Origin of the sequence: Parvularcula mediterranea (assembly GCF_013085255.1) — a bacterium.
In the GTDB taxonomy this organism is placed as follows: Bacteria; Pseudomonadota; Alphaproteobacteria; order Caulobacterales; family Parvularculaceae; genus Parvularcula; species Parvularcula mediterranea.
Window position 1 is genome coordinate 424,661 of record NZ_JABFCX010000003.1, and the last position, 20,953, is coordinate 445,613.

General features: G+C 62.6%; 15 protein-coding genes. 8 read left to right on the plus strand and 7 right to left on the minus strand.

All coding sequences use genetic code 11. The annotated features are described in order from the left end of the window. The first annotated feature begins 160 nt into the window (after positions 1-160). Together pulA and HK107_RS10920 are read left to right on the plus strand one after the other, a co-directional pair. Positions 161-2,761, plus strand: a complete 2,601-nt coding sequence (gene pulA / locus HK107_RS10915; protein WP_173199663.1) for a pullulanase-type alpha-1,6-glucosidase — start codon at positions 161-163, stop codon at positions 2,759-2,761. Between the two features lie 56 nt (positions 2,762-2,817). Beyond that, a complete protein-coding gene (locus HK107_RS10920; protein ID WP_173199665.1) occupies positions 2,818-3,846 on the plus strand; it encodes an aspartyl protease family protein in 1,029 nt (342 codons plus the stop codon). Between the two features lie 6 nt (positions 3,847-3,852). On the opposite strand, the gene HK107_RS10925 is transcribed toward HK107_RS10920, so the two are convergent. Both HK107_RS10925 and HK107_RS10930 read right to left on the minus strand, forming a co-directional pair. After that, positions 3,853-5,823 (minus strand): TonB-dependent receptor plug domain-containing protein, encoded by a 1,971-nt coding sequence (locus HK107_RS10925; RefSeq protein WP_173199667.1) that lies wholly within the window; start codon positions 5,821-5,823, stop codon positions 3,853-3,855. After that, on the minus strand, positions 5,741-9,001 hold the full coding sequence (locus HK107_RS10930; RefSeq protein ID WP_173199669.1) for a VPS10 domain-containing protein: 3,261 nt from the start codon (positions 8,999-9,001) through the stop codon (positions 5,741-5,743). Before HK107_RS10930 ends, HK107_RS10925 begins: the two co-directional genes overlap by 83 nt. Positions 9,002-9,127: 126 nt before the next feature. On the opposite strand from HK107_RS10930, the gene HK107_RS10935 reads away from it, so the two are divergent. Next, the gene (locus tag HK107_RS10935; protein ID WP_173199671.1) at positions 9,128-9,673 is read left to right on the plus strand and encodes a PepSY domain-containing protein; all 546 of its coding nucleotides are present in this window, start codon (positions 9,128-9,130) and stop codon (positions 9,671-9,673) included. A 136-nt stretch (positions 9,674-9,809) separates the two neighbouring features. Next, a complete protein-coding gene (locus tag HK107_RS10940) occupies positions 9,810-12,212 on the plus strand; it encodes a S9 family peptidase (RefSeq protein WP_173199673.1) in 2,403 nt (800 codons plus the stop codon). Between the two features lie 71 nt (positions 12,213-12,283). Here HK107_RS10940 and HK107_RS10945 read toward each other — a convergent pair whose 3' ends face one another. Next, complete coding sequence (locus tag HK107_RS10945) at positions 12,284-12,880, minus strand: phosphoribosyl-AMP cyclohydrolase (RefSeq protein WP_173199675.1); 597 nt, start codon at positions 12,878-12,880, stop codon at positions 12,284-12,286. 43 nt (positions 12,881-12,923) lie between these two features. Further along, the gene (locus tag HK107_RS10950; RefSeq protein ID WP_173199677.1) at positions 12,924-13,619 is read right to left on the minus strand and encodes a DUF2490 domain-containing protein; all 696 of its coding nucleotides are present in this window, start codon (positions 13,617-13,619) and stop codon (positions 12,924-12,926) included. A 159-nt stretch (positions 13,620-13,778) separates the two neighbouring features. On the opposite strand from HK107_RS10950, the gene HK107_RS10955 reads away from it, so the two are divergent. The 4 genes from HK107_RS10955 to HK107_RS10970 are packed head-to-tail and all read left to right on the plus strand — an operon-like array spanning position 13,779 to position 17,909. After that, positions 13,779-14,864 carry a sensor histidine kinase gene (locus HK107_RS10955; RefSeq protein WP_173199679.1) on the plus strand — a complete coding sequence of 362 codons (1,086 nt, stop codon included), beginning with the start codon at positions 13,779-13,781 and terminating at the stop codon, positions 14,862-14,864. Beyond that, positions 14,857-15,507: a response regulator gene (locus tag HK107_RS10960; protein ID WP_173199681.1), complete on the plus strand. Its 651-nt coding sequence runs from the start codon at positions 14,857-14,859 to the stop codon at positions 15,505-15,507. Before HK107_RS10955 ends, HK107_RS10960 begins: the two co-directional genes overlap by 8 nt. 1 nt (position 15,508) lies before the next feature. After that, positions 15,509-17,485 (plus strand): sensor histidine kinase, encoded by a 1,977-nt coding sequence (locus HK107_RS10965; protein WP_173199683.1) that lies wholly within the window; start codon positions 15,509-15,511, stop codon positions 17,483-17,485. Further along, entirely contained in the window at positions 17,469-17,909 is a 441-nt protein-coding gene (locus HK107_RS10970) for a response regulator (protein ID WP_173199685.1), read from the plus strand. The genes HK107_RS10965 and HK107_RS10970 overlap by 17 nt, the downstream gene beginning before the upstream one ends. On the opposite strand, the gene HK107_RS10975 is transcribed toward HK107_RS10970, so the two are convergent. The 3 genes from HK107_RS10975 to HK107_RS10985 are packed head-to-tail and all read right to left on the minus strand — an operon-like array spanning position 17,906 to position 20,857. Further along, positions 17,906-18,322 (minus strand): DCC1-like thiol-disulfide oxidoreductase family protein, encoded by a 417-nt coding sequence (locus HK107_RS10975; protein ID WP_173199687.1) that lies wholly within the window; start codon positions 18,320-18,322, stop codon positions 17,906-17,908. The genes HK107_RS10970 and HK107_RS10975 overlap by 4 nt on opposite strands. Further along, positions 18,303-19,961, minus strand: coding sequence for a hypothetical protein (locus HK107_RS10980; RefSeq protein ID WP_173199689.1), 1,659 nt, complete (start codon positions 19,959-19,961; stop codon positions 18,303-18,305). Before HK107_RS10980 ends, HK107_RS10975 begins: the two co-directional genes overlap by 20 nt. Then, entirely contained in the window at positions 19,958-20,857 is a 900-nt protein-coding gene (locus HK107_RS10985; RefSeq protein ID WP_173199691.1) for a glycosyltransferase family protein, read from the minus strand. The genes HK107_RS10980 and HK107_RS10985 overlap by 4 nt, the downstream gene beginning before the upstream one ends. Positions 20,858-20,953: the final 96 nt, after the last annotated feature.

Below are 20,953 nucleotides of genomic sequence, written 5' to 3' on the forward strand. Positions count from 1 at the left end.
CGCTGTTCTGCTTGGGTGGAGGCGTTCTGTGCACGGTGCATGTGATGCTCGTGAGCGGCGCAACACCGCTTAGGATAAGGGTTTCATTGCGTTTCCTGCTTGGAGACTGGCGCGGCTCCGCTATCATCGGGTGCAACGATAAAGACCTGAGGAACGCCCCATGATCCGACCCCTTGCCTTTGCCGCGATGCTCCTTTCCTCCGTGTCCGTTGCGGCGGCGGAAACGCCTGCTCTCGATGGAGCGAAGGCGCATTGGATCGACAAGCGGACGGTTCTCCTGCCGCCGGGAGGCCCTAGTGTTCCCGTGCTTGAAGCGGGCGGAGAGACGATCGAGCTGAAGGAAGGCAAGGCGAAGGGCCTCGCCGATCGCTATCCGCATCTGCAGGAGTATGACGCCTACAAGCTGCCGCGTATGTCACGGACCAGGCTGAGTGAGCTGCTGCGCGGCCCGATCTACGTCACGACGGGCGGTCCTGAGGCGCAGGCGTTCGCGACGGGGCTTCAAATCCCGGGCGTGCTGGACGAGCTTTATGCGAACGAGAAGCCTCTGGGGGTCCAGCTAAAGGACGGTGTGCCGACGCTCTCGGTCTGGGCGCCTACGGCTGCGAATGTCAGTCTGCGGCTCTTTGCTGATGGTAACGAGCAAAAGGTCGAGATGCGCCGCGACCACAGGACGGGGATCTGGTCGGCTGAAGGCGACGAGGACTGGATGGGCGCGGCCTATCTCTACGAAGTTGACGTCTTCGCGCCTGCTGAGGGGCGCATGGTGACGAACCTTGTCACCGACCCCTATTCTCTTGCTCTGACCACGGACAGTGAGCGCAGCCTGATCGTGGACCTGTCCGATGAGGCGCTGACGCCTCAGGGCTGGGATGATCTCGACAAGCCAGCGCTCGAAGCGCCGGAAGACATCGTTATCTATGAACTGCACGTCCGCGATTTTTCCATCAGTGACGAGACGGTCGACGAGAAGGCTCGCGGCAAGTTCGCTGCGTTCACGGAGGAAGACAGCCTCGGCATGGGTCACCTTTTGAAGCTTGAGGAGGCTGGGCTCACTCACATCCACCTGCTGCCTAGCTTTGACTGCGCGACGATCCCTGAGGACATGAGCGTCCAAGTGGCCTCGGAAAGCTTTGCTGGTCTGCCCCCAGCCAGCGAGGAGCCGCAGGCGCGGTCAGGCGAGACGCGGGGCAGCGACGGGTTCAACTGGTGCTACGACCCCTATCACTACACCGTGCCTGAGGGCTCATATGCGGTGGACACGGACGGTCCAGCGCGGACGCTTGAGTTTCGTGAGATGGTGCAGTCGCTGAACGAGCGTGGCCTGCGCGTCGTGATGGATGTGGTCTATAACCACACGACGTCCTCCGGGCAGGCAGAGAAGTCTGTTCTCGATAAGATCGTACCCGGATATTACCACCGGCTGGAGCTTGATGGCTCTGTCTCCACGTCGACCTGCTGCGCCAACACGGCGACGGAGCATGCGATGATGGAGCGCCTGATGATCGACAGCCTGCTGACGTGGGCACGCGCCTACAAAGTCGACGGCTTCCGGTTTGACCTGATGGGGCACCATAGCCGCGAGAACATGATGGCGGTGAAGGATGCGCTCCAGTCGCTGACGGTTGAGAATGACGGCGTGGACGGATCAAAGATCTATATCTACGGCGAAGGCTGGAACTTTGGCGAGGTCGCGAACAACCAGCGGTTCATTCAGGCGACGCAAGCCGAAATGGGCAAGACCAGCGGCATTGGCTCCTTCAACGACCGCCTGCGCGATGCCGTGCGTGGCGGCAGGCCGTTTGACGTGGGCGTGCAGCATGTCGAGAACCAGGGGCTCGCAAATGGTCTCTACACGGACCCCAATGAACTGCGCGCAGCGGATGAGCGGGCGCGGGACGAGTGGCTGGCCTATGCCGACCTTGCGCGGCTCGGTCTTGCGGGCCAGCTGACGGATTATCAGTTTGAGGGCGCGGATGGCGAGATGGTCCGTGGTGCGGACGTTCTCTACTTTGGCGATCCAGGCGCGGGGTATGCTTCCGATCCTCAGGAAGCGATCAATTACGCCGCTGCTCACGACAATGAGACTCTTTACGATATCAACGCTTACAAGCTTCCCCGGGATGCTTCGGCGGAGACCCGTGTCCGGAGCCAGGTGCTCGCGTCGAGCTTCGTTCTTCTCGCGCAGGGTATCCCTTTGATCCACGCAGGGCAGGACATGCTGCGGTCGAAGTCGCTTGACCGGAACAGCTATGACAGCGGCGACTGGTTCAACATTCTCGACTTCTCCTACCAGACCAACGGCTGGGGCCGTGGGCTCCCTCCCCGGCATGAGAACGAGGCGAACTGGGAGGAGCAGGCGGACTTCCTCGGTGACGAACGTATCTCCGTTGATGGCGACGACATCGAGCTAACCGCTGCCCTGACCCGCGAGTACATCGCCCTGCGCAAGGCAGAGCCGCTCTTCCGCCTACGGAGCGCGGATGATGTGCAGGCCAAGGTCAGGTTTCACAATACTGGCGAGGAGCAGGAGATCGGCCTCATCGTGATGAGCCTTGGCGAGGATGAGGCTGCGCCTGAGCTCGTTGTCCTGTTCAACACCAAGGCGGAGGAAGCGGAGTTCTCGCTGGAACTCGATAGCGACTACCAGCTTCACCCTGTCCAGCAGGGGTCGGAAAGCGCTTCAATCCGCGCGGCTTCCTTTGACGCAGGGACGATCTCGGCGCCGGGGCTTACGGCGGTGGTCTTCAAGCGGCAGTAGCGGCGGGCTACCCGCCTCCTGCCTGGGCTGCTACGCTCTTATGAGAGGAGCGGCGCATGGCTCGGAACGCGGCGAACATGGTACTTGCGGGGCTGATGGCCGTGTTGCTGGCGGCCTGCGCCACCACGCCGGCTCAGATCGCGACTTTGCCCGGCGCCATTTCGGTGCCCTACGAACTGAGCGAAACCGGGCTTTTTGTCGTTGATGTCGGGGTCAATGGCGGCCCGCCGCGGCCGTTTTTCGTAGACTCAGGTGCGTCGACGTCGGCGATCTATGACCGCAATCTCAGCGCCTTCGGGCTGTCCGAAACGGGTGAGAGCGTGGTGGTGCGAGGACTCGTCAGCACGGGCGAGCGGCCCAAGGTCGAGGGCGTGACGTTTACCATCGGTGCGCTGACGACGCCTGTGCAGTCGATCGTGTCGCTGAAGCCCTCGACGGCCTCGTTCGATGTGGTCGGCCTTATCGGGCTTGATGTCCTGTCTGATTACCTCGTCATGTTCGATGTCGAGACGAAGCTTGCGACCTTCATCCCTGCTTCGTCCGTCAGCCCACGATCCTTTGTTGGGTGGCGGTTGACGGAGCTGCAGGAAGGGGCGCGGGGATATCCTAATCTCGGGCTCCATTTTGCTGACCTACGGGTGGGGACGGAGGAGTATCTGGCGCTGATCGATACAGGCTCCGATACGTCGATCATCAACTGGCCGCTTGCGCTGAAGAACGGGAAGATGCGCCGTATTCGTAGGGACTTGAGGCAGGAATGGGAGATCCAAGGGGCGATCGGTACCTTCTCACCCCGCGCTTCGGTCGACCTTGGCGGGGTTGTTCTGGGACGAAACTACTGGCCGCAGGTGAATGTGGTGGTGATGGATATGGACAACCTGTCCACGATCGCACCGACCGATCAGCCGATGATGATTGCTGGCTCCAACCTGTTCCGCGAGCGGACGGTTGCGTTCGATTTCGCGAACGATGCGATCTACATCCTTCCCCTGCCGAATGATCCGAGGCCGCCGAGCGTTGATCCGATCTACGTGGTTGGCGACGTTTCAGAAGTGCAGCGCGAGATCCGAAGCAGCCGGGATTGAGCCCCGCTAAAGGCTGAGCCTCAGCCCGCCTCGAGCCGTTCTTCCCGGAGCGGGGAGGCCGAGCTGGGGCAGGATGTCGGCGTCGAAGGCGTTCTCTACCCGGAGGAACAAGTCGAGGCTGCGGTCCTTAGCGAGGAAGCGGTAGGAGAGCTCTGCGTCCAGCTCTTGCGAGGCTGGAAGACGGATGCGTTCGCCTTCGGCACCGATGGAGAAAGCCTCACCGCGGTGGCGCAGGAAGAGGCTTCCTCCGATGCCGCTGTCGGCGGTGTAGATCAGCCTTGCTTCGCCTTGGTTTTCGGGACGCTCTGCTGGGAATTGCGTTTCGGTGACGTCTTGAAAGCTGAGGGCCGTTGCTGTCGCACTGATGTGGAGGGCGCTCGACAGTTCGAGGTTGGCATTCACTTCGAGGCCGAGGGACGAGAAGCCGTCCTGATTGATCCGCTGGCGGAACAGCTGGTCATCGATGAGGACGACGCGCTGCCCGATTCCGTCGTTGCTGCGTTCTGCGAAGCCGGTGGCTGTAAAGGTGAAAGGGCCTGCGAGCCGGCTGACGGAGAGGGATGCGACGTTGCGGCTTTCGGGCTTGAGGTCTGGATTGATGAGGAACCTGCCGAGCTGTTCTCCGTAGAGCTCGCGCAGGCTTGGGAGGCGGCCGAGGCGGGCGGCTGAGAGCCGAACCTCCCAGTCTGTGTCCGGACGATAGGCGGCGCTGATTCTGCCAGTGAAGAGGCCGAAGTGAGGAGCCTCAGGACGGCCGCCAGACTGGAGGGACTCTGAGCCCTCGAAACGGAAGGATCCTGAGAGCGACGTACTGTTCTGGTCGATCTCAGCGGAGAGCCATGCCGCGCCTTTGCGCCGGGCGAACTTCTCATCTTCGGGGCTGGCCTGGTCGTGGGAGAGACGGCGCAGCTCGCCCCCTGCTTTGACCGAGGAGCTGCCCCCGCTGTGCTCGGCGCTGATCGCTGCGCCTGTATCCTTGCTGGATGCGTCTTCGGTACTGGTCGGGGTCAGGAAGCTGGCGTCGGGGAAAATCTCGATCCGTCGGTCCGTGCGCTGGTGCCAGAGGCGTGTACGGATGGTCCCAGCAGACTGAGTGAGTGCGCCGTAACCCCCGAGAAGGAGCCGGTCATCCTCCGGCACACGCCAGTAGCGGATCTGGTCGCCTTCGGGATCAAGATGGTTCTCGGGCGGGACGCCATAGCTGCTAGCGGAGGAGAGCGCGAAGGCTCCTCCTTGGAACGGGCCCCTTGCGAACCGCGCAGCGGCGCTGAGCGATGATAGTACGCGATCGGAATTGGTCCTTTGCCTCTGCCCGTTTTGGCTATCGAAGGCATCCGATGCTGAGCTCAGAGGCGCGCCTGATCGTTCCGTGTGTAAAGCATCGACCACGATACTTGAGAGGCTGGCGGTGAGCTGGGCCGAGGCGAGGTCGCCGGTGCCCTTCTCGGCCATGCCTGAGAGACGTGGCGGATCGCTGATGAGATCGAAGGCGACAACCGAGCCGCTGGCGAAAGCAACGTCGCCCTCGGGTGCGACCTGCGCCGCTCCGATCAATCCTGCGGGGAGCGCGGCGAAGTTCACCCGGCCGTCCCACGGGTCGTTCAGCGGAATGCCTTCGAGGGTCACGAGGGTTTCCCGCTCTCCCCTGCCCCTGACGGCGGCCACGCTCTCCCCACGGGAGTTCTGGGCGAGGCTGATCGAAGGAAGGCTGCGGACAATCTGATCAAGCGTCCGTGGCCTGAGCGCTTCTATCGTGGGGTCACCTATCTCAAGCGGTGACGCAGCACCGCGCATGCGGCCGGCGACGGTGACTACGTCGCCTTCCAGAGTGTTGGCTTCGGAAGAACCTCCCCACGCAGGAACGACCAGCGTGAGGAGGAAGATGCAGTGACGCTTACTCAGACGGGATGGCACCACCGACCGTCCACGGAGCGCCTGCTTCTGCGAGCGCCCGTTCGACGTCAGGCATGTCGTCATTCGTCAGCTTACGGAGGTCTGCGATGACTTCGCCGAGGGCTTCTTCGGCCCAGTCGAGGGACTCCTCGTGCTGCGGCGTAGGACCGTAGGTCGAGTTGCTTGTGCCGCTGACTGCGTACCAGAGGCGGCCTGAGACGGTGGCTTCCTCCTGCTGCCCGATCGTGCCCTTGGCTTCGTTGCCGTAGAGCTTCTCGCTGAGGCTGTTCACCTGCAGCTGCAGGCCAGCGATGTCGTCCATCATGTCAGCCGGGGCGGACGAGCGGCGGAAGGCGGTGGCCATGGCGCCGATCTTGGTCTCCGCTTCGGAGAGGACGTTTTGGGTTGCCGAAAGCTTGGCCTGAAGACCGCGGATGCGCTCCCAGAAGGCTGCGACTTCTGCAGGCTCGGCTCCGTCGAGTGCGCCTTCACGCATACGGACGACGTTGAACTCCTGCGGGCCAACAAGCTCCTCCGTCTCGCTGCGGTGGCGTTTCGCGAGGGAGACCTTGTAGGTGCCCGGCGCGACCATGAAGCTGCCCCGGTCCATGTCGGCGCTCGTGCCTTCATTGACGGCCCAGGGGCTTGGTCGGGTGAGGTCCCAATTGACGCGCTGGAGGCCTTTCTTGGCAGGCGCTTCGATGTGGCGGACGACGTTGCCGTCTGCATCGGTGACTGTGAGGATGAGCTTGGGGGCTTCTTCTTGAAGTTCCTCCGTAAGCGCATCGAACGACGGCATGACCGTACTGTCCTGGCCCTCTTCAGCTTCCTGACGCTCCTGCTGGAGGGTCTTCATCTCGTCACGGACATAGACCGTGAAGACCGCGCCGAAGGGCGGGTTGTCGGCCACGAAGTAGCCGTCGCCTTGGCTCGCCTTGCCACTGTCGCCAAGCGGACGCTCTTCGATGTACCAGTGCGCGTCGCGCCCGGCCCAAAGCATGACTTGCTCTTCAAGGGCCTCGGCGTCGATGTCCCTCAGCGGTGAGATGTCGTCGAGGACGTAGAAGCCCCGGCCGAAGGTCGCTGCGACGAGATCATTCTCCCGGCGCTGGATGGTGATGTCCCGCAAGCTGATCGTCGGCAGGCCCGTGGAAAGTTCCGTCCACTTATCACCGCCATCGACGGTGACGAAGGCGCCGAACTCCGTGGCTGCGAAGAGGAGGTCTTCGTCCTCATGGTCCTGCACGATGCGCCAGACGAGGTGCTTCTCTGGCAGGGTGTCTGCCATGCTTTCCCAAGTCTCGCCGCGGTCCTCGGACTTCAGGAGATACGGCGCGTAGTCGCCGTATTTGTGGTTATCGAGGGCGACGTAGACCGTGTCCTCGTCGTGGAGGTCGGCGCGGATGTCGTTGACGAAGGCGGTCTCGGGCACGCCCGGGAGCGCGCCAACTTCGACCTTGCGCCAGTTCTCGCCGCCATCGTCGGTGATCTGAATGATGCCGTCATCCGTCCCGACATAGAGGAGGTCTTCGTTGAGGGGGCTCTCACCCAGCGAGGTGATCGTGTTGTAGTTGGACATCGCGTAGAGGTCCCAACCAGCATCCCACGACCACTGACGATCCATGACCGGAAGCTCGACCCTGCGCTCGTCGCGGGTCAGGTCGCCGGAGATCGCTTCCCAGCTGTCGCCGCGATTGTCCGACCGCCAGAGTCGCTGCGACGCAAAGTAGAGGCGCGTCGGCTGGTGCTGGCTGACGAGGATCGGCGCGTCCCAGTTGAAGCGCTCATAGGGCTCGCCCGGTGCCGCGTGGGGCTTGATGTAGACGTTCTCGCCCGTCGTTCGGTCATGGCGCATCAGGTTGCCCTGCTGCCACTGGGCGTAGACGATGTCAGGGTTGCCCGGCTCGGTCGCAGACTGATGGCCGTCGCCGCCAAGGGTGATGAACCAGTCAGAGTTGCGGATGCCGTTCTCGTTGGCGGTGCGCGATGGCCCGCCTTGCGAGTTGTTGTCCTGCGTCCCTCCGTAGACGTTGTAGAAGGGGACCGCGTCATCGACGGCGACCTTGTAGAATTGGGTCAGGGGTAAGTTGTCGATGAAGCGCCAGGTCTGGGTCTGGTCATAGCTTTCGTAGATGCCGCCGTCTGAGCCGAAGAGGACATAATCCTTATGCGTCGGATGAAAGGCGAGCGCATGGTCATCGACGTGCTTGGTGGAGTTGTTGATGTACTCGAACGTCTCGCCGTGATCGTTCGATACCTGCGAGTAGTTCGACAGGAGGAAGATCTGCCCCTCATGGTGGGGACTGGCGTAGAGCTCCTGGTAGTAATGCGGGCCGGTGCCGCCCGAGACGGCGTCGGACTGCTTGGTCCATGACGCTCCGCGGTCGGAGGACATCCAGATGCCCCCTTCCCTGCGGTCGAGCTCGATCGCAGCGTAGATCCGGTCGGGGTTCTGGGGCGAGATGGCGAGGCCGATCTTGCCCATGTTGCCCGAAGGCAGGCCGGAGGATAGCTCCGTCCACGTCTTACCGCCATCCTCAGACATGTGGATGCCGCTCTCCGGGCCACCGCCGACATAGTTGGCGACGGTGCGGTGATGCTGCCAAGTGGCGGCGTAGAGGCGCTCAGGGTTACGCGGGTCCATGACGAGGGACGCGATGCCGGTGTAGTCGCCTGCGCTGAGGGTGTTCTCCCAGGTCTCGCCGCCATCTTCGGAACGGTAGAAACCGCGCTCGCCGCCGCCGGACCACAGGGGCCCCTGCGCTGCAACGTAGAGGACGTTCGGATCCTCAGGGTGCACGATGATCTTGGTGATGTGCTCGGACTCTTCGAGGCCGACATGCTCCCAGCTCTGCCCGCCGTCCTTCGAGCGGTAAACGCCGTCGCCGAAGCTGATGTGCCGGCCACCATGGTCCTCGCCGGTGCCGACATAGATGACGTCTTCATTGTGCGGGCTAATCGCCACCTCGCCAATGGAGTAGACGCTCTGCCCGTCGAAGAGTGGCGCCCATGTGGTGCCAGCGTTTTCGGTCTTCCAGACACCGCCGGAGCCGACGCCGACATACCAGGTGGCAGGGTCGGAAGGCAGGATTTCGATATCGGCAATCCGGCCGCTCATCAGCGCTGGGCCGATGGAGCGCCATTTCATGCCTGAGACGACCTCTGCCGGAAGAGCCGCATCGTCGCCGTGATCGTCAGCGAGAGCCTGCACACCGAAGAGAGCACTCGTGCTCGCCAGCAAGGCCAAATATCGCATACCCATAGGTCGTTCCCACCCTTACGCTTCAACTCAATCTGATACTGTGCAACGATAAACATTGTGCTTCGGAAGGCCAGCCTTCACCGCAGGAGCCGATGCCGTACGTCTGATCGAAGGAATAGACCGCCCGTGAAGGCTCAGAAACTGCTCCGGGATATCCACCATTGGGCCTCGCCGCTCGTCATGCTGCCGCTCGGCCTCGTGATCGCGACGGGCGTTCTCCTGATGCTGAAAAAGGACCTCGCCTGGATCCAGCCGCCGACCCAGAAATCTGAGATGGCCGGAGAGCTGCCGCAGCGGAGCTTTGAGGAGCTGTTCGCGGCCGCGCAGAGCGTGCCTGAGCTCGAACTGACTGAATGGCGAGAGCTCGACCGGGTGGACGTCAAACCGGACAAGGGCATCATCAAGTTCGTCGCCAGCAATGGCTGGGAAGCGCAGATCGACGGGTCCACCGGCGAGGTGCTTCAGGTGGCGCAGCGGCGCTCGGACCTGATCGAGAGCCTGCATGATGGCTCGTTCTTCGCCTCTTGGACGAAGAAGTGGGTTTTCCTGCCGAGTGGCCTCGTCCTGCTCGTGCTCTGGGGGAGCGGGATCTACCTCTTCGTCCTGCCGCATTGGAAGAAGGCGCAGAAGCGGCGGCGCGCAGAACGCAAGGCGCAGGTGCCTGCCGAGTAGGTTTCGACCTACCGTACGCTGACGTTCTCTGTCCGGAGTGATGGACTGCATAACGTTCTGCAGTCAGGGCCTTTTCCCGGTTGGCGTTGCGGTCTAGGTTTTGTCGATATTCGATGAAGCTGACTGGACGTCCCCTATGCGTGCCCTTCTCTCCTCCACAGCCGCGATCCTCGCTTTCGCCAGCGCCTCGGCGTTCGCGGACAATGCCTACCGGCTGCCCCCGCAAGAGATCTCCGATATCGTGACCCGCGCGCCTGCGCCTTCGGTGACGATCTCTCCCAATGGCGAAGTGATGCTGCTCCTCCAGCGCGAGGCGCTGCCTCCGGTGTCTGAGCTTGGCAAGGAGATGGAGCGGCTCGCTGGGATGCGGCTCGACCCCGCGACTAACGACGTTTTCAATCCGCGCAATGTCGTTGGCCTGCAGATCAAGGACATAGTCACGGGCGAAGTTCGCGATGTGAGCCTTCCCGGCGAGGTGGACCTGTCGGACTTCAACTGGTCGCCCGATGGCCGCTACGCTGCCTTCTCCCAGACCAATGCCGACAGCATGTCGCTTTATGTTCTGGATACGGAGAGCGGTAAGGCACGCCGGGTCCTGCGTGATGGGCTGAACCTTGTGTTTCAGGAGCCGCGCTGGCTGCCTGACGGGCGACTTCTGGTCATGACGATCCCTGACGACCGTGGCGCGCGACCTGAAGAGCCTCGGACGCCTGTGGGGCCAGCGATTCAGGACGCTGCGGGCGGTCAGGAAGCCCAGACGCGGACCTATCAGGATCTCCTGAAAGACCAGCACGATGAAGAGACCTTCCGCTGGCTGACGACCAGCCAGCCGGTGATCATCCGCCCCAACGGTCGCGGCGCCACCGAAGTCGGTGAGCCTCGCGTATATACAAATGTCGCGCCATCTCCGGATGGTGAGTACCTGCTGATGGAGTGGCTGGAGGAACCTTTCTCTTATCAGGTGCCGTGGTCCCGCTTTCCGGTGACGAGTGCGGTCTTCACGCTCCGTGGACAGAAGGTCGCGACCATTGCGGAGCAGCCGCTGGCTGACAGCCTCCCCGTGCAGGGCGTCGTGACAGGTCGTCGCCAGATCACCTGGCACCCGACAGCGGACGCTCTCATCATGTTCGCTGAAGCGCAGGACGGCGGCGATCCTCGGGTGAAGACCGACCATCGCGACACGCTCTACGCGCTTCAAGCACCCTTTGACGGCGAGGCCCGTGAGGTCGCGAAGTTCGAAGACCGTTACTACGGCTTCCTTGGTATGGAGGACACGGATGACGTGATCTCGGTCGAGTATGACCGGGACACGCGCGAGCTGCGCCGTTCGATGATCGACGTTCTTGGTTCTGATGACCCCAAGGTGCTCGAGTTCAGGAACCTGCAGGACGCCTATGCCGACCCCGGCTCGCCCATCATGACCATGACCGACGAAGGCTTTGGCGTAGCGGCCGTCAATGACGGGGCGCTTCTCCTGTCGGGTCAGGGCGCGACGCCGGACGGCAACCGTCCGTTCCTCCGCCGCTTTGACCTTGAGACGCTGGAAACTGAAGAGATTTGGCGGAACAGCGGGGAGAGCTACGAGTATGTCGTGGACGTCCTTTCGGACGATGGCTCGTCCTTTGTGACGTCCTATGAAGATCCGTCGACGCCGCCGAACTACCGTCTGCATCAAGGCGGTGAAGTCACGGCGCTCACTGACTTTCCTGATCCTCACCCCGAACTGACAGGCATCACGCGGGAGCTGATCACATACAAGCGCAGCGACGGGGTCGATCTCAACGCGACGCTTTATCTGCCCCCGGAGTATGAGGAGGGCGACAAGCTGCCTGTGGTCGTGTGGGCCTACCCGCTGGAGTATAATGACGGCGGCACCGCCGGGCAGGTTCGCGACTCCAAGTATCGCTTCACCCGGATCGGCGGCTATTCGCACCTCTTCTTCCTGACCCAGGGCTATGCCGTGATGGACCGGACCGCGATGCCTGTCGTCGGGTCTGATCCTGAAACGGTGAACGACACATTCATTGAGCAGATCGTCGCCTCTGCCGAGGCTGCGGTCGAGGAGACGGTGAAGCGCGGCTTCGGTGATGGCGAGCGCGTCGGTGTTGGCGGCCACTCCTATGGTGCCTTCATGACGGCGCACCTTCTCGCGCAGTCGGATCTGTTCCGTGCAGGGATCGCCCGTTCGGGTGCCTACAACAGGACGCTGACGCCCTTTGGCTTTCAGGCAGAGCGGCGGATCTTCTGGGATACGCCCGAGACCTATTACAAGCTCTCGCCCTTCATGGCGGCCAACAAGATCAATGAGCCGATGCTGCTGATCCACGGTATGAAGGACAACAACTCCGGAACCTTCCCGCAGCAGTCCGAGCGCATGTTCGCCGCTGTCAAAGGGACAGGCGGGACGACCCGCCTCGTGATGCTGCCCCATGAAAGCCACGGCTATCGCGGGCGGGAGTCGGTGCTCCACACCCTCGCCGAGATGATCGAATGGTTTGACGCCTACGTGAAACCTGAGGATACGGACGCAGCGGAGTAGTCCGCACAAAGAAAAACCGCCCGGTCGGGGTACCGGGCGGTTTCCTCTAGCGCGAGAGAGGGCGCGCTGTCTTAGGCAGGGTCGTACGGGAGGGACGATTTGTGCACGACCATGCGCAGGTCACCTTCAGCGTCCTTGATGTAGCCAATGGTGTATTCGACCTTCGTTTCGCCCGAGCCATCGGCCGGGGTGAAGAAGTAGTTGCCCATCGCGACGGCCATGGTGCAGCTGTTGTTCGTGATGCCGGCATTCTCCCAGCGGACGTTTGTCCACGGACGGAGGGCGAAGCCTTTATCTTCCGGGTACGACTCGTTGTTGTTGACGAAGTAGCTGAGTGCGCCGTCGAACGAAGCACGGAACTGGTCGACCGAAGCGAGCGTAGGCTTGAAGAGCACCAGGCTCTGATCGTAGCCGTAGAATTTGTTGATGTGGTCAGCCGCGGCCTTCACATAGTCGCCATTGTTGCGGTAGACCTGGCCGATTTTGACGATACCGTCGCCCCAGGCCTGCTGAGCCTCAACGACTTCCTGCTCGGTGATGCACTGGTCGGAGTACATCGGCAGCGAGGCGCGCTTTCCGCTTGCGGAGGAGTTGGCGTTGGTTTCGGTGGCACAGGCCGAGAGGGCGAAGGCACCAGCGACGGCAGCGGCGGGAATGAGAGCTTTCATGGTCTTTCCTTTCACGGATGGATAGTGGCGGCCTCAGGCCGGGTTAGAGGCTCCAGAAGAGCGTCAGGGAGAGGTTGTGGTTGGTCTGCTCATCCTCGAACGGGGTATCGAGGATGTGGTTGAGGTAGCCAGCTTCGATCCGTGCACGTTCATTTACGTGCCAAGCTCCGCCGACGAAGAGACGGTTCTGATCGAACCCCTCCCGCTGACCCCAGTCGGCGTCATTCAGGTTGATGAAGAGCTCGTCCCAGACGACGGCTGAGAACTCGGTCCCTTCGATCCGCTTGGCCCAGCGGACGAACTGACGGAAGCGCCAGCCAGTGTCGTCGCCGGTCTCACGCCAGCGCTGCTCGAGGCGCGAGCGGCCGCTCATGCCGCCGCCAAGCAGCGACGGCATGGAGAAGGTGGCCTGCTGCCAGAAACGGTCTTCTTCGATGTCGGGACGGCCCTCACCCCGGGAGACGACCCGGGCGTAGCCTGCCCAGACATCGAGATCCTGATTGACGCGGTAGCCAAGGGCGGGGCGAAGGATCGACACGCCCAGGTCCGAAGCGTCGTCGCGGTAACGGGCATGGCCATCGAACCAGAAGAGAAGGCGGCTGTCTTCCTTCACGGGTCCGGCGATGGCGATGGCGGTCCACGACTGGAAGTCGCTTTCGAGGTCCTGGGCGGTCGCTTGTCCTGCGGGAACAAGGCTGAGGGCCGATGCGGTGAGCGCGGTTGCCAGCAAGTGCTTCATCGGTCGTCTCCATCTTCGGTGGGCGTTTCGTCGGAAGCGCCGTTGTTCGTTGAGGAGAAGATGGCGGAGGGAGCGCCCCCGCGCGTCGGCCCAGTGGCTAGCCTCGCGGCCTAGGCCATATGGCCTAGCGCCCGGCCGCGCGTGAGCTATCTTGTGCGTATGTCGTCCAGCCGATCCATAAGCCCCGGCGCGCCTGATACGATTGCCGAGCTGCGCGACCTCTATCGCGCGGCAGAGGCACGTGCGGCCCGTCTGAGGCTCCTTATCGACGCGGGTCGGGATTTGGCGACCAGTGATGCAGAGACGCTCCCTGCTGTCCTGGAGGCCAGCGCCCGCCGGGCGGCTCATTTCGCAGGATACCGGGACGGCAAGATCTCCCTCGATCCAAACGCAGAGGGGATGCCCCTTCTCGAGCCGGGGCCCGAGCAGCGCCGTGTCGGCACCCTCACCTTCTCCGGTGAGCAGCATGCCTCCGCAACGACCGATGCCGAGGACCGGGAAGCGCTACGGATGCTGACCCAGCTCATTGGCGCTGCGGTCGACCGGAGCGAGCGGCGTAAGGAGCGCGAGGATCTGCTCGCTGCTCTCCAGAACCGTGAGCGCCAGCTGGAGCATCTCGTGGGCCGGCTTTTCAGCGCACAGGAAGACGAGCGGCGCTACGTTTCACGCGAACTCCATGACGGCGTCGCCCAGACGGCGACAGCGCTCTACCGAAGGCTCGATGCGTGCGCGGGACCTGGCTCGGAACCGGAGGATGCGGAGCTGGCGGGGATTGCCAAGTCTCTCGTCACAGAGCTGCGCTCAGTTATCGCCGGGCTACGCCCGACCGCGCTTGATGATCTGGGTGCGGTTTCGGCAATCAGGACGCTCGCCGAGCAGCTTGAGCGGGACGGGTTCGACGTCTCCTATGAGGCAAAAGGCGATGCAGACTGGCCCGCAAAGCTCGATACGCCGCTTTTCAGGGTGGCGCAGGAAGCGATTGCGAACATCCGTAAGCATGCGGGTGGACATTGCCGTGTAGACATCAAGCTTGTGTCTCCTCCGCACGCTGACAAATGGCGCCTTGTTGTGAGGGACCACGGCAAGGGCCTGCCCTCGGGCCTTGCCGGTGAGAATGCCGAAGGTGAGCATGTTGGCTTGGAGATGATGCGGGAACGGATGGTCGCCCTTGGCGGTGGGCTGGATGTCGAGAACGCGGAGCCCGGTGTTCGGATCACTGCAGAGGTGGGGCCGCGGAATGGGTGATCCCAGACCCACAGTTGTCATCGTCGATGACCATGAGCTTGCCCGCGAAGGCCTGCGACTCGCGCTCGACAAGCGGGGGTTTGACGTCGTCGGTGCCGAGGCCAATGGCGAGGCAGGGATGGCCGCCATTCGCGAGAAAGCGCCCGATTTTGCGCTGTTCGACATCAGACTTGGCGAAGGCATGGACGGGCTGACCGCCGCCGGAGAGCTTGGCGGGGATGGGCTTGAGACCAAGATCATCATGCTCTCGCTTCACGATGACCCCAACTATGTCCGCGCTGCGCTCAAGGCTGGCGCGAAGGGCTATGTGCTCAAGGATGCCTCGCTCGATGAGCTGTGCCGCGACATCGATACCGTGCTTGCAGGAGGGACAGCCGTGCCCGCGGCGCTCCTCTCCTCCGCCCTCCTTCAGGTTGAAAAGCAGGATAGCGATCATGGGATCATTGAGCGCCTGACGGACCGGGAAAAGGACGTGCTCGAACTGATCGGCGAGGGCATGACCAATAAGAGCATCGCAAGAGAACTCGACATCAGTCCGGCCACGGTGAAGGCGCATGTCGAGCGGCTTCTTGCTAAGCTTGGCGCTGCGGACCGGACCCAGGCGGCCGTGATGATGGCGCACTGGAAACAGGCCGGGAGCTGAGATGGGCGAGCGGAGCATCATCCCTACACGGATCGCCAAGGCATGGGCTGACCTGCCCCTGACGCGCAAAGGACTCGTGGTGGTCATCGTACCGCTGGTGATCCTGATCGGCTCGCTCCTGACCCTCTACCGCGCCAGCTATATCGAAGCCCGGGCTGAGGACGATGTCCGCAGGGCCTTCGCCATCCAGCGGGACATCTATCAGGTTCATGCGCTGCTGGCCGAGGCGGCTAGCGGTGTTCGCGGCTATCTCCTCACGGGGGAGGAGCGCTTCCTCGACCCCTATGAGAAGGCCGACAGGGACCTGCCCGCGACGCTCGGCAGGCTCGATGTGGCGATTGAGGACCGCGGCGTGCGGGAGGCCTATGAGGTCTTCCTGACCCAGGCCGACCGCAAGCGAGCTGGGCTCGATGATCTTCTTGAGCGCGCGAGGACCCAGCGATCCGAGGCTGGTCTCTCAGATGCCACCCGGGCGCTCCTCGCTGCGAACAAGGATGTTCTCGACGACCTCCGCAGGCAGATCGATGTCATCCAGGAGCTCGAAGGTGCTCTCCTCGATGCACGTCGGGAACGGGTGGAGCGGGTTCGTGACCAGTACCTGCTGCAGACGGCTGTCAGCGCTGTTATCGGTGCTCTCGGTAGCCTTGCCGCTGTCGTCCTCTTCTCGACGGGCATCGTCAGGCGCGTCCACCAGCTCGAGGAGAATGCAGAGCGGCTCCAGCGGGGTGCGCCGCTTGCGGCATTCCCTCCCGCTACGGACGAAATCGGAACACTGGCGACCAAGCTTGACCGGGCGAGCGCTCTCCTCCGTGCACGGGAGCAGGACCTGCGTGAGAGCGAGGAGCGGTTCAGGCTGGTGGTCGAAGAGGTGCGTGATTACGGCATCTTTGTCCTCACCCCGGAGGGCAAGGTCGCCACGTGGAACACCGGCGCGCAGAGGATCAAGGGATGGCAGGCCGACGAAATCATCGGAGAGCATTTCAGCATCTTCTATCCTGAGGAAACCCGCGCGTTCCTCCCCGCCCATATGCTGGCGCGCGCGACGGAACAGGGTTCTGCCGAGGATGAAGGCTGGCGGGTGCGCAAGGACGGCACGCGTTTCTGGGCCAATGTGATCATCACAGCGCTGCGCGACGAAGACGGCGTGCTCCGCGGCTTCGCCAAGGTCACGCGGGACATCACGGAGCGCAAGCAGTCCGAAGAGGCGCTGGAGGAAGCGCGCGAGCAGGCCATTGCGGCAAACCTTGCGAAGAGTGAGTTTCTCTCGAGGACCAGCCATGAACTCCGTACGCCGATGAGTGCAATTTTGGGCTTCACACAGGTGCTCGAACTGGATAGCGAGGAACTGCCTGAAAGCCATAAGCGGGCTGTGACGCAGATTTCCAAGGCGGCCCGGCACCTTCTCTCTCTGATCAACGACCTTCTCGATATTTCGAGCATCGAAGCGGGCGGCAGCGACGTTGCGCTCGAAGCGACGCCGCTCGATGAAGTCCTGAGCGAAGCCCACGGCCTTTCTGCGCCTATCGTGAAGACCGCTGGCCTCAACTTCACGCTGACGCCTCTGGGTAGAGGGCAGACGGTGCTGTGCGACCGCAGGCGGACTGTTCAGGTGATCCTCAATCTCGTCACGAACGCGGCGAAATACAATGTGGACGGATCGTTCATCAGCCTTTCTGCAACCGAAGAGGATGGCCGGGCCGTCATCAGCGTTTCTGACGACGGCCCCGGCATTGCGCAGGCGGACCTCCCGAGGCTTTTCACGCCGTTTGATCGGCTGGGCCGTGACCGGCGTAAGGGCGCGGAGGGCTCTGGCCTCGGCCTCGCTCTCTCTAAACGGCTGGTTGAATCCATGGACGGCACCATCTCTGTTGAAACGGAGGAAGGCGAAGGGGCGACCTTCTCCTTCACACTGCCGCTTGCAGAGGAGCCGCAGCCCACAACAGTAAGGGAAGGCGTCGCCGATGAGCTCTCCAGCTGACTTCGTCACCACCGAAGAGATTACCAAGCGCCGCATCCTCGCGATTGATGACGAGGAAGCGAACCTGCTCTTACTGGAAACGCTTCTCCAGCGCGAGGGGTATACGGACATTCACTTCCTCGATGATCCGATGAAGGCGATGGACCAATTCATCGACCTCGAGCCTGATCTGGTCCTGCTCGACCTGATGATGCCGGATATGGACGGCTATCAGCTGCTGGAGTCGTTCCGTCGGCATACGAGCCCGGAGGTCTTTCTGCCGGTGCTGGTCCTGACGGCTGATACGACCGTGCAGGCGCGGAGACGCGCGCTGTCCCTCGGCGCGAAGGATCTCGTGGTGAAGCCGTTTGACGTGATTGAGGTTGGCCTCAGAATCGCCAACCTCCTCGAGACGCAAATCCTCTATGAGCGGCTGAGAAGCTAGGCCGAAGGGGAGACTTCGGGGCGGTCAATCTTCTTCCGCCCAAGGATCTTCAGTGCGGTGTTCCGCCCTGCGCGCAGGAACGGGTAGAGCGCCTTCGATCGCGCCTCAGACTTGAAGACCCAGGCGTTGAAGCTGTTGAACGGACCCGACGCGGTAGAAAGCAGCGACAGCACGTGGATGCATTCGTCGCCGTAGTAGATCTTGCCCTCATACTTCATCGCCATGCCCTCGTTGATATCGAGGCCCTTGGCTTCGAGCTCGGCTAGCTCTGGCCCTCCGTCACGGGCATCGATCAGGCGCACCTGCCCGATGGAGTCCCGCAGGCGGACAAGCTTGACGTAGGCTGAGCAAAACGGACACTCGCCATCATAGAGAAGCCATGGCTCTTCGGGCTTAGTCGACGTCGATGACATAGGTCCCTCGCAGGCGGACATCTTCGGTGACGCCACCCTCCCCGTCGTAGGAGAGGCAGACGCTCTCGATGATATAGCGGTAGGCAGTGACCTGGCGAAGGTCGAGCGTCTGATAGTCGCGGTAGCGGCTCGGATTGGCCCAGTTGTGATGGGGGAAGACCCAGGCGTTGAAGCGGCCCTCCTTGTTAAGCCGCGTCTGGACGTAGGCGTGGTGCTGCTTGAAATAGGTCTCGAGCCGAGGCTCACGGGTGAACGAGTTGGCGAGGCCGCTTTCCTCTGCGACAGGGAGATCACAGGTCTTCGCGCGGTGCATCTGCTCGCGGCCGCCCTTCGCCTTGCCGAAGACGCTGATGTCGAAGTGGCCGTCGAAGGGCGAGCCGATGGAAGACTTGGAGACCTGCGCCGAGCCTTCGAGGAAATAGACGTTGGGCAGTTCGACCGACCGGCCGTCTTCCGTGATGGCCTCGACCGTCGCCTTATTGAGAGCTGCGGTATCGAACCAGCCAAGGGTCGCGACCCAGAAGACTGTCGGTGCAAGAAGGGTTACGCCCATGGTCATGACGACCAGCGGCCGGGGTATCTCCTTCCTCTTGATCAGCCAGCCGAGGGCGAGGACAAGCCCTGCGTTCAGGGTCATCCATTTCCAGAAGAGGATGCTGGTCGTCACGAAAATGACGAGGTGCATGATGTCGTAGAACCCTGTGAGAAGCTGGGCCCACCGTAGGCGGATGATGCAGAAAAGCCCGGCCACCTGGCTTGCGAAGACGAGCGCATTCGAGCCGTGCTGGAACCGGGCCATGAACTCATGCCCCGCGAACCCCATCCACTCGAACGACTGAAGCGGACCGAGGCCGATGACCCAGGTGGCCATCATGATGTTGTGGGTCTCGTTCTCAAGAACCCAGGTCAGGAGCGATGCGCCGGGCAGCGTGACCTTGGCAACGGCGGAGTAGAAGTAGTTTGCGATGTGGATGCCAAAGGCGCCGAGAAATGCTGCCTCCCCGAGGCTCCAGCCCTCATTTGGCTTGAACGGTTGGGGCAATTCCTTCCGCTTGAGGATGATTGCGCCCGCTGCGGCGAAACCGATGGCCAGCGTTGTGTAGAGCGCGAGCTCAGCCACGGGGTAGTAGTCGGTTGCGTTCAGCTTGAAGCCGAACTGGGCCGCCATGAGATGCTTCTTCCACGCCATCAGCGCCACGGGCACGATGCCGAAGCCGGGCCTGAACCAGGCAAGAACGGCGACCGCTGGCGCTAGCCACCGGACGTGGAGATGCAGGAACTCGCTGCGCCAACTCTCGTAGATGTAGACGTCCGAGACGGCTGGATAGGAGATCACTGCGTAGAACGCGAACAAGAGAAAGATCGTGCGCTGAACGATCAGGAGCGGGCGCGCTACGTCCGAGGATTTGATGAAGGCCAGCGACCCGACGATCACCGCCAGAGCGAATGTTGGCGCAAGGCCCCAGCCTGACAGAAACCCGATCTTCTTGAGGAGATAAACCCCGATACAGGCCACGAAGACCACCGCCGCATGGGGTGAGAAGCCTGCCGCGCTGCTGGCCTCCGCCTTGAGGAAACGCATGCTGCGCTCAGCCAACGGGGTCAGCGGGCCCAGACGGTCGGTCAGAGGCGAACTCACGACTGGCCCCTTGCGAGCTTGCCGGAGCCCGACGCCACCCACTTCTGAAGGGCGTTCTTCGTCATCAGGCGGAGCATCTGGGCGCGCCAGTTTCCAGCTGGCTGATCGCTGGGAGCGGCGACGGAGATGTCATCGAGCCTGAGCGCGCCATGCTCCCCGAGGTAGTCGAGGAACTTGCCGCCCACCTCCTTCCCCGCAGCGCTGACGCCCGGCGTATCGATACGGCGCTCATAGGACTGACGCCGCGTGTCGCGCCATTTGTAGTGGTCGACCTGAAACGGAAAGCGGAAGCGGCTGACAGGATTCGCTGCCTGCGGGAGGTGGCTGAGCGGAGCCCCGGCGAGATAGCGCAGCGCGCTGCGCTCGAACTTGGGGTTATGCCCGCCTCGCTTCGGGAAGACGTCGCCGCGGTGCATCATCATTTTCACCGTAGCGCCAATGCCGTGGTTCTCGCCCCGGCCAATCAGGGACAGGGCGACCTCGGCCCTCACCGGGTAGGCATCAGCAAGATCATCACCCTCCGTATACGCATTGAGCCTTCCTCCCTCGGCCAAGCGGTCGATGAGGAAGCCCTGGACGACGTTCCTGCCGGTCAGCTCACAGAAGCTAGCGACGGCCCCCAAGGTGTCAGGATAGCGCTGGAGCTCATCGACGTCGGCATTGAGCACCCAGTCACCCGGGCTGCAGACCGCACGCTGCACCCTGCGCCGTTCGGCCCACATGGTCTCGCTGGTGTAGGGAGCAACCCAGAGATGCGGAGCTGCAGCGCCTGCATCCTGAAGGAAGCGCTGCGCCTCGGCGAGCGCAGGCGATGCGGCATCCGTTGTGTTCAAGATGACGTGAATGCTTTCAGCCGGAACACCGAGCGCCCGGTAATGCTCAAAGAAAGGCCGCAAAAGGCCTCCCTCGAGCTCAACCCCTACACAGGAGATCAGCCGGAAGCTGTGGTTCTGCAGACTGAAAATGCTACGTCTCCTTGCACCAGCGTACCA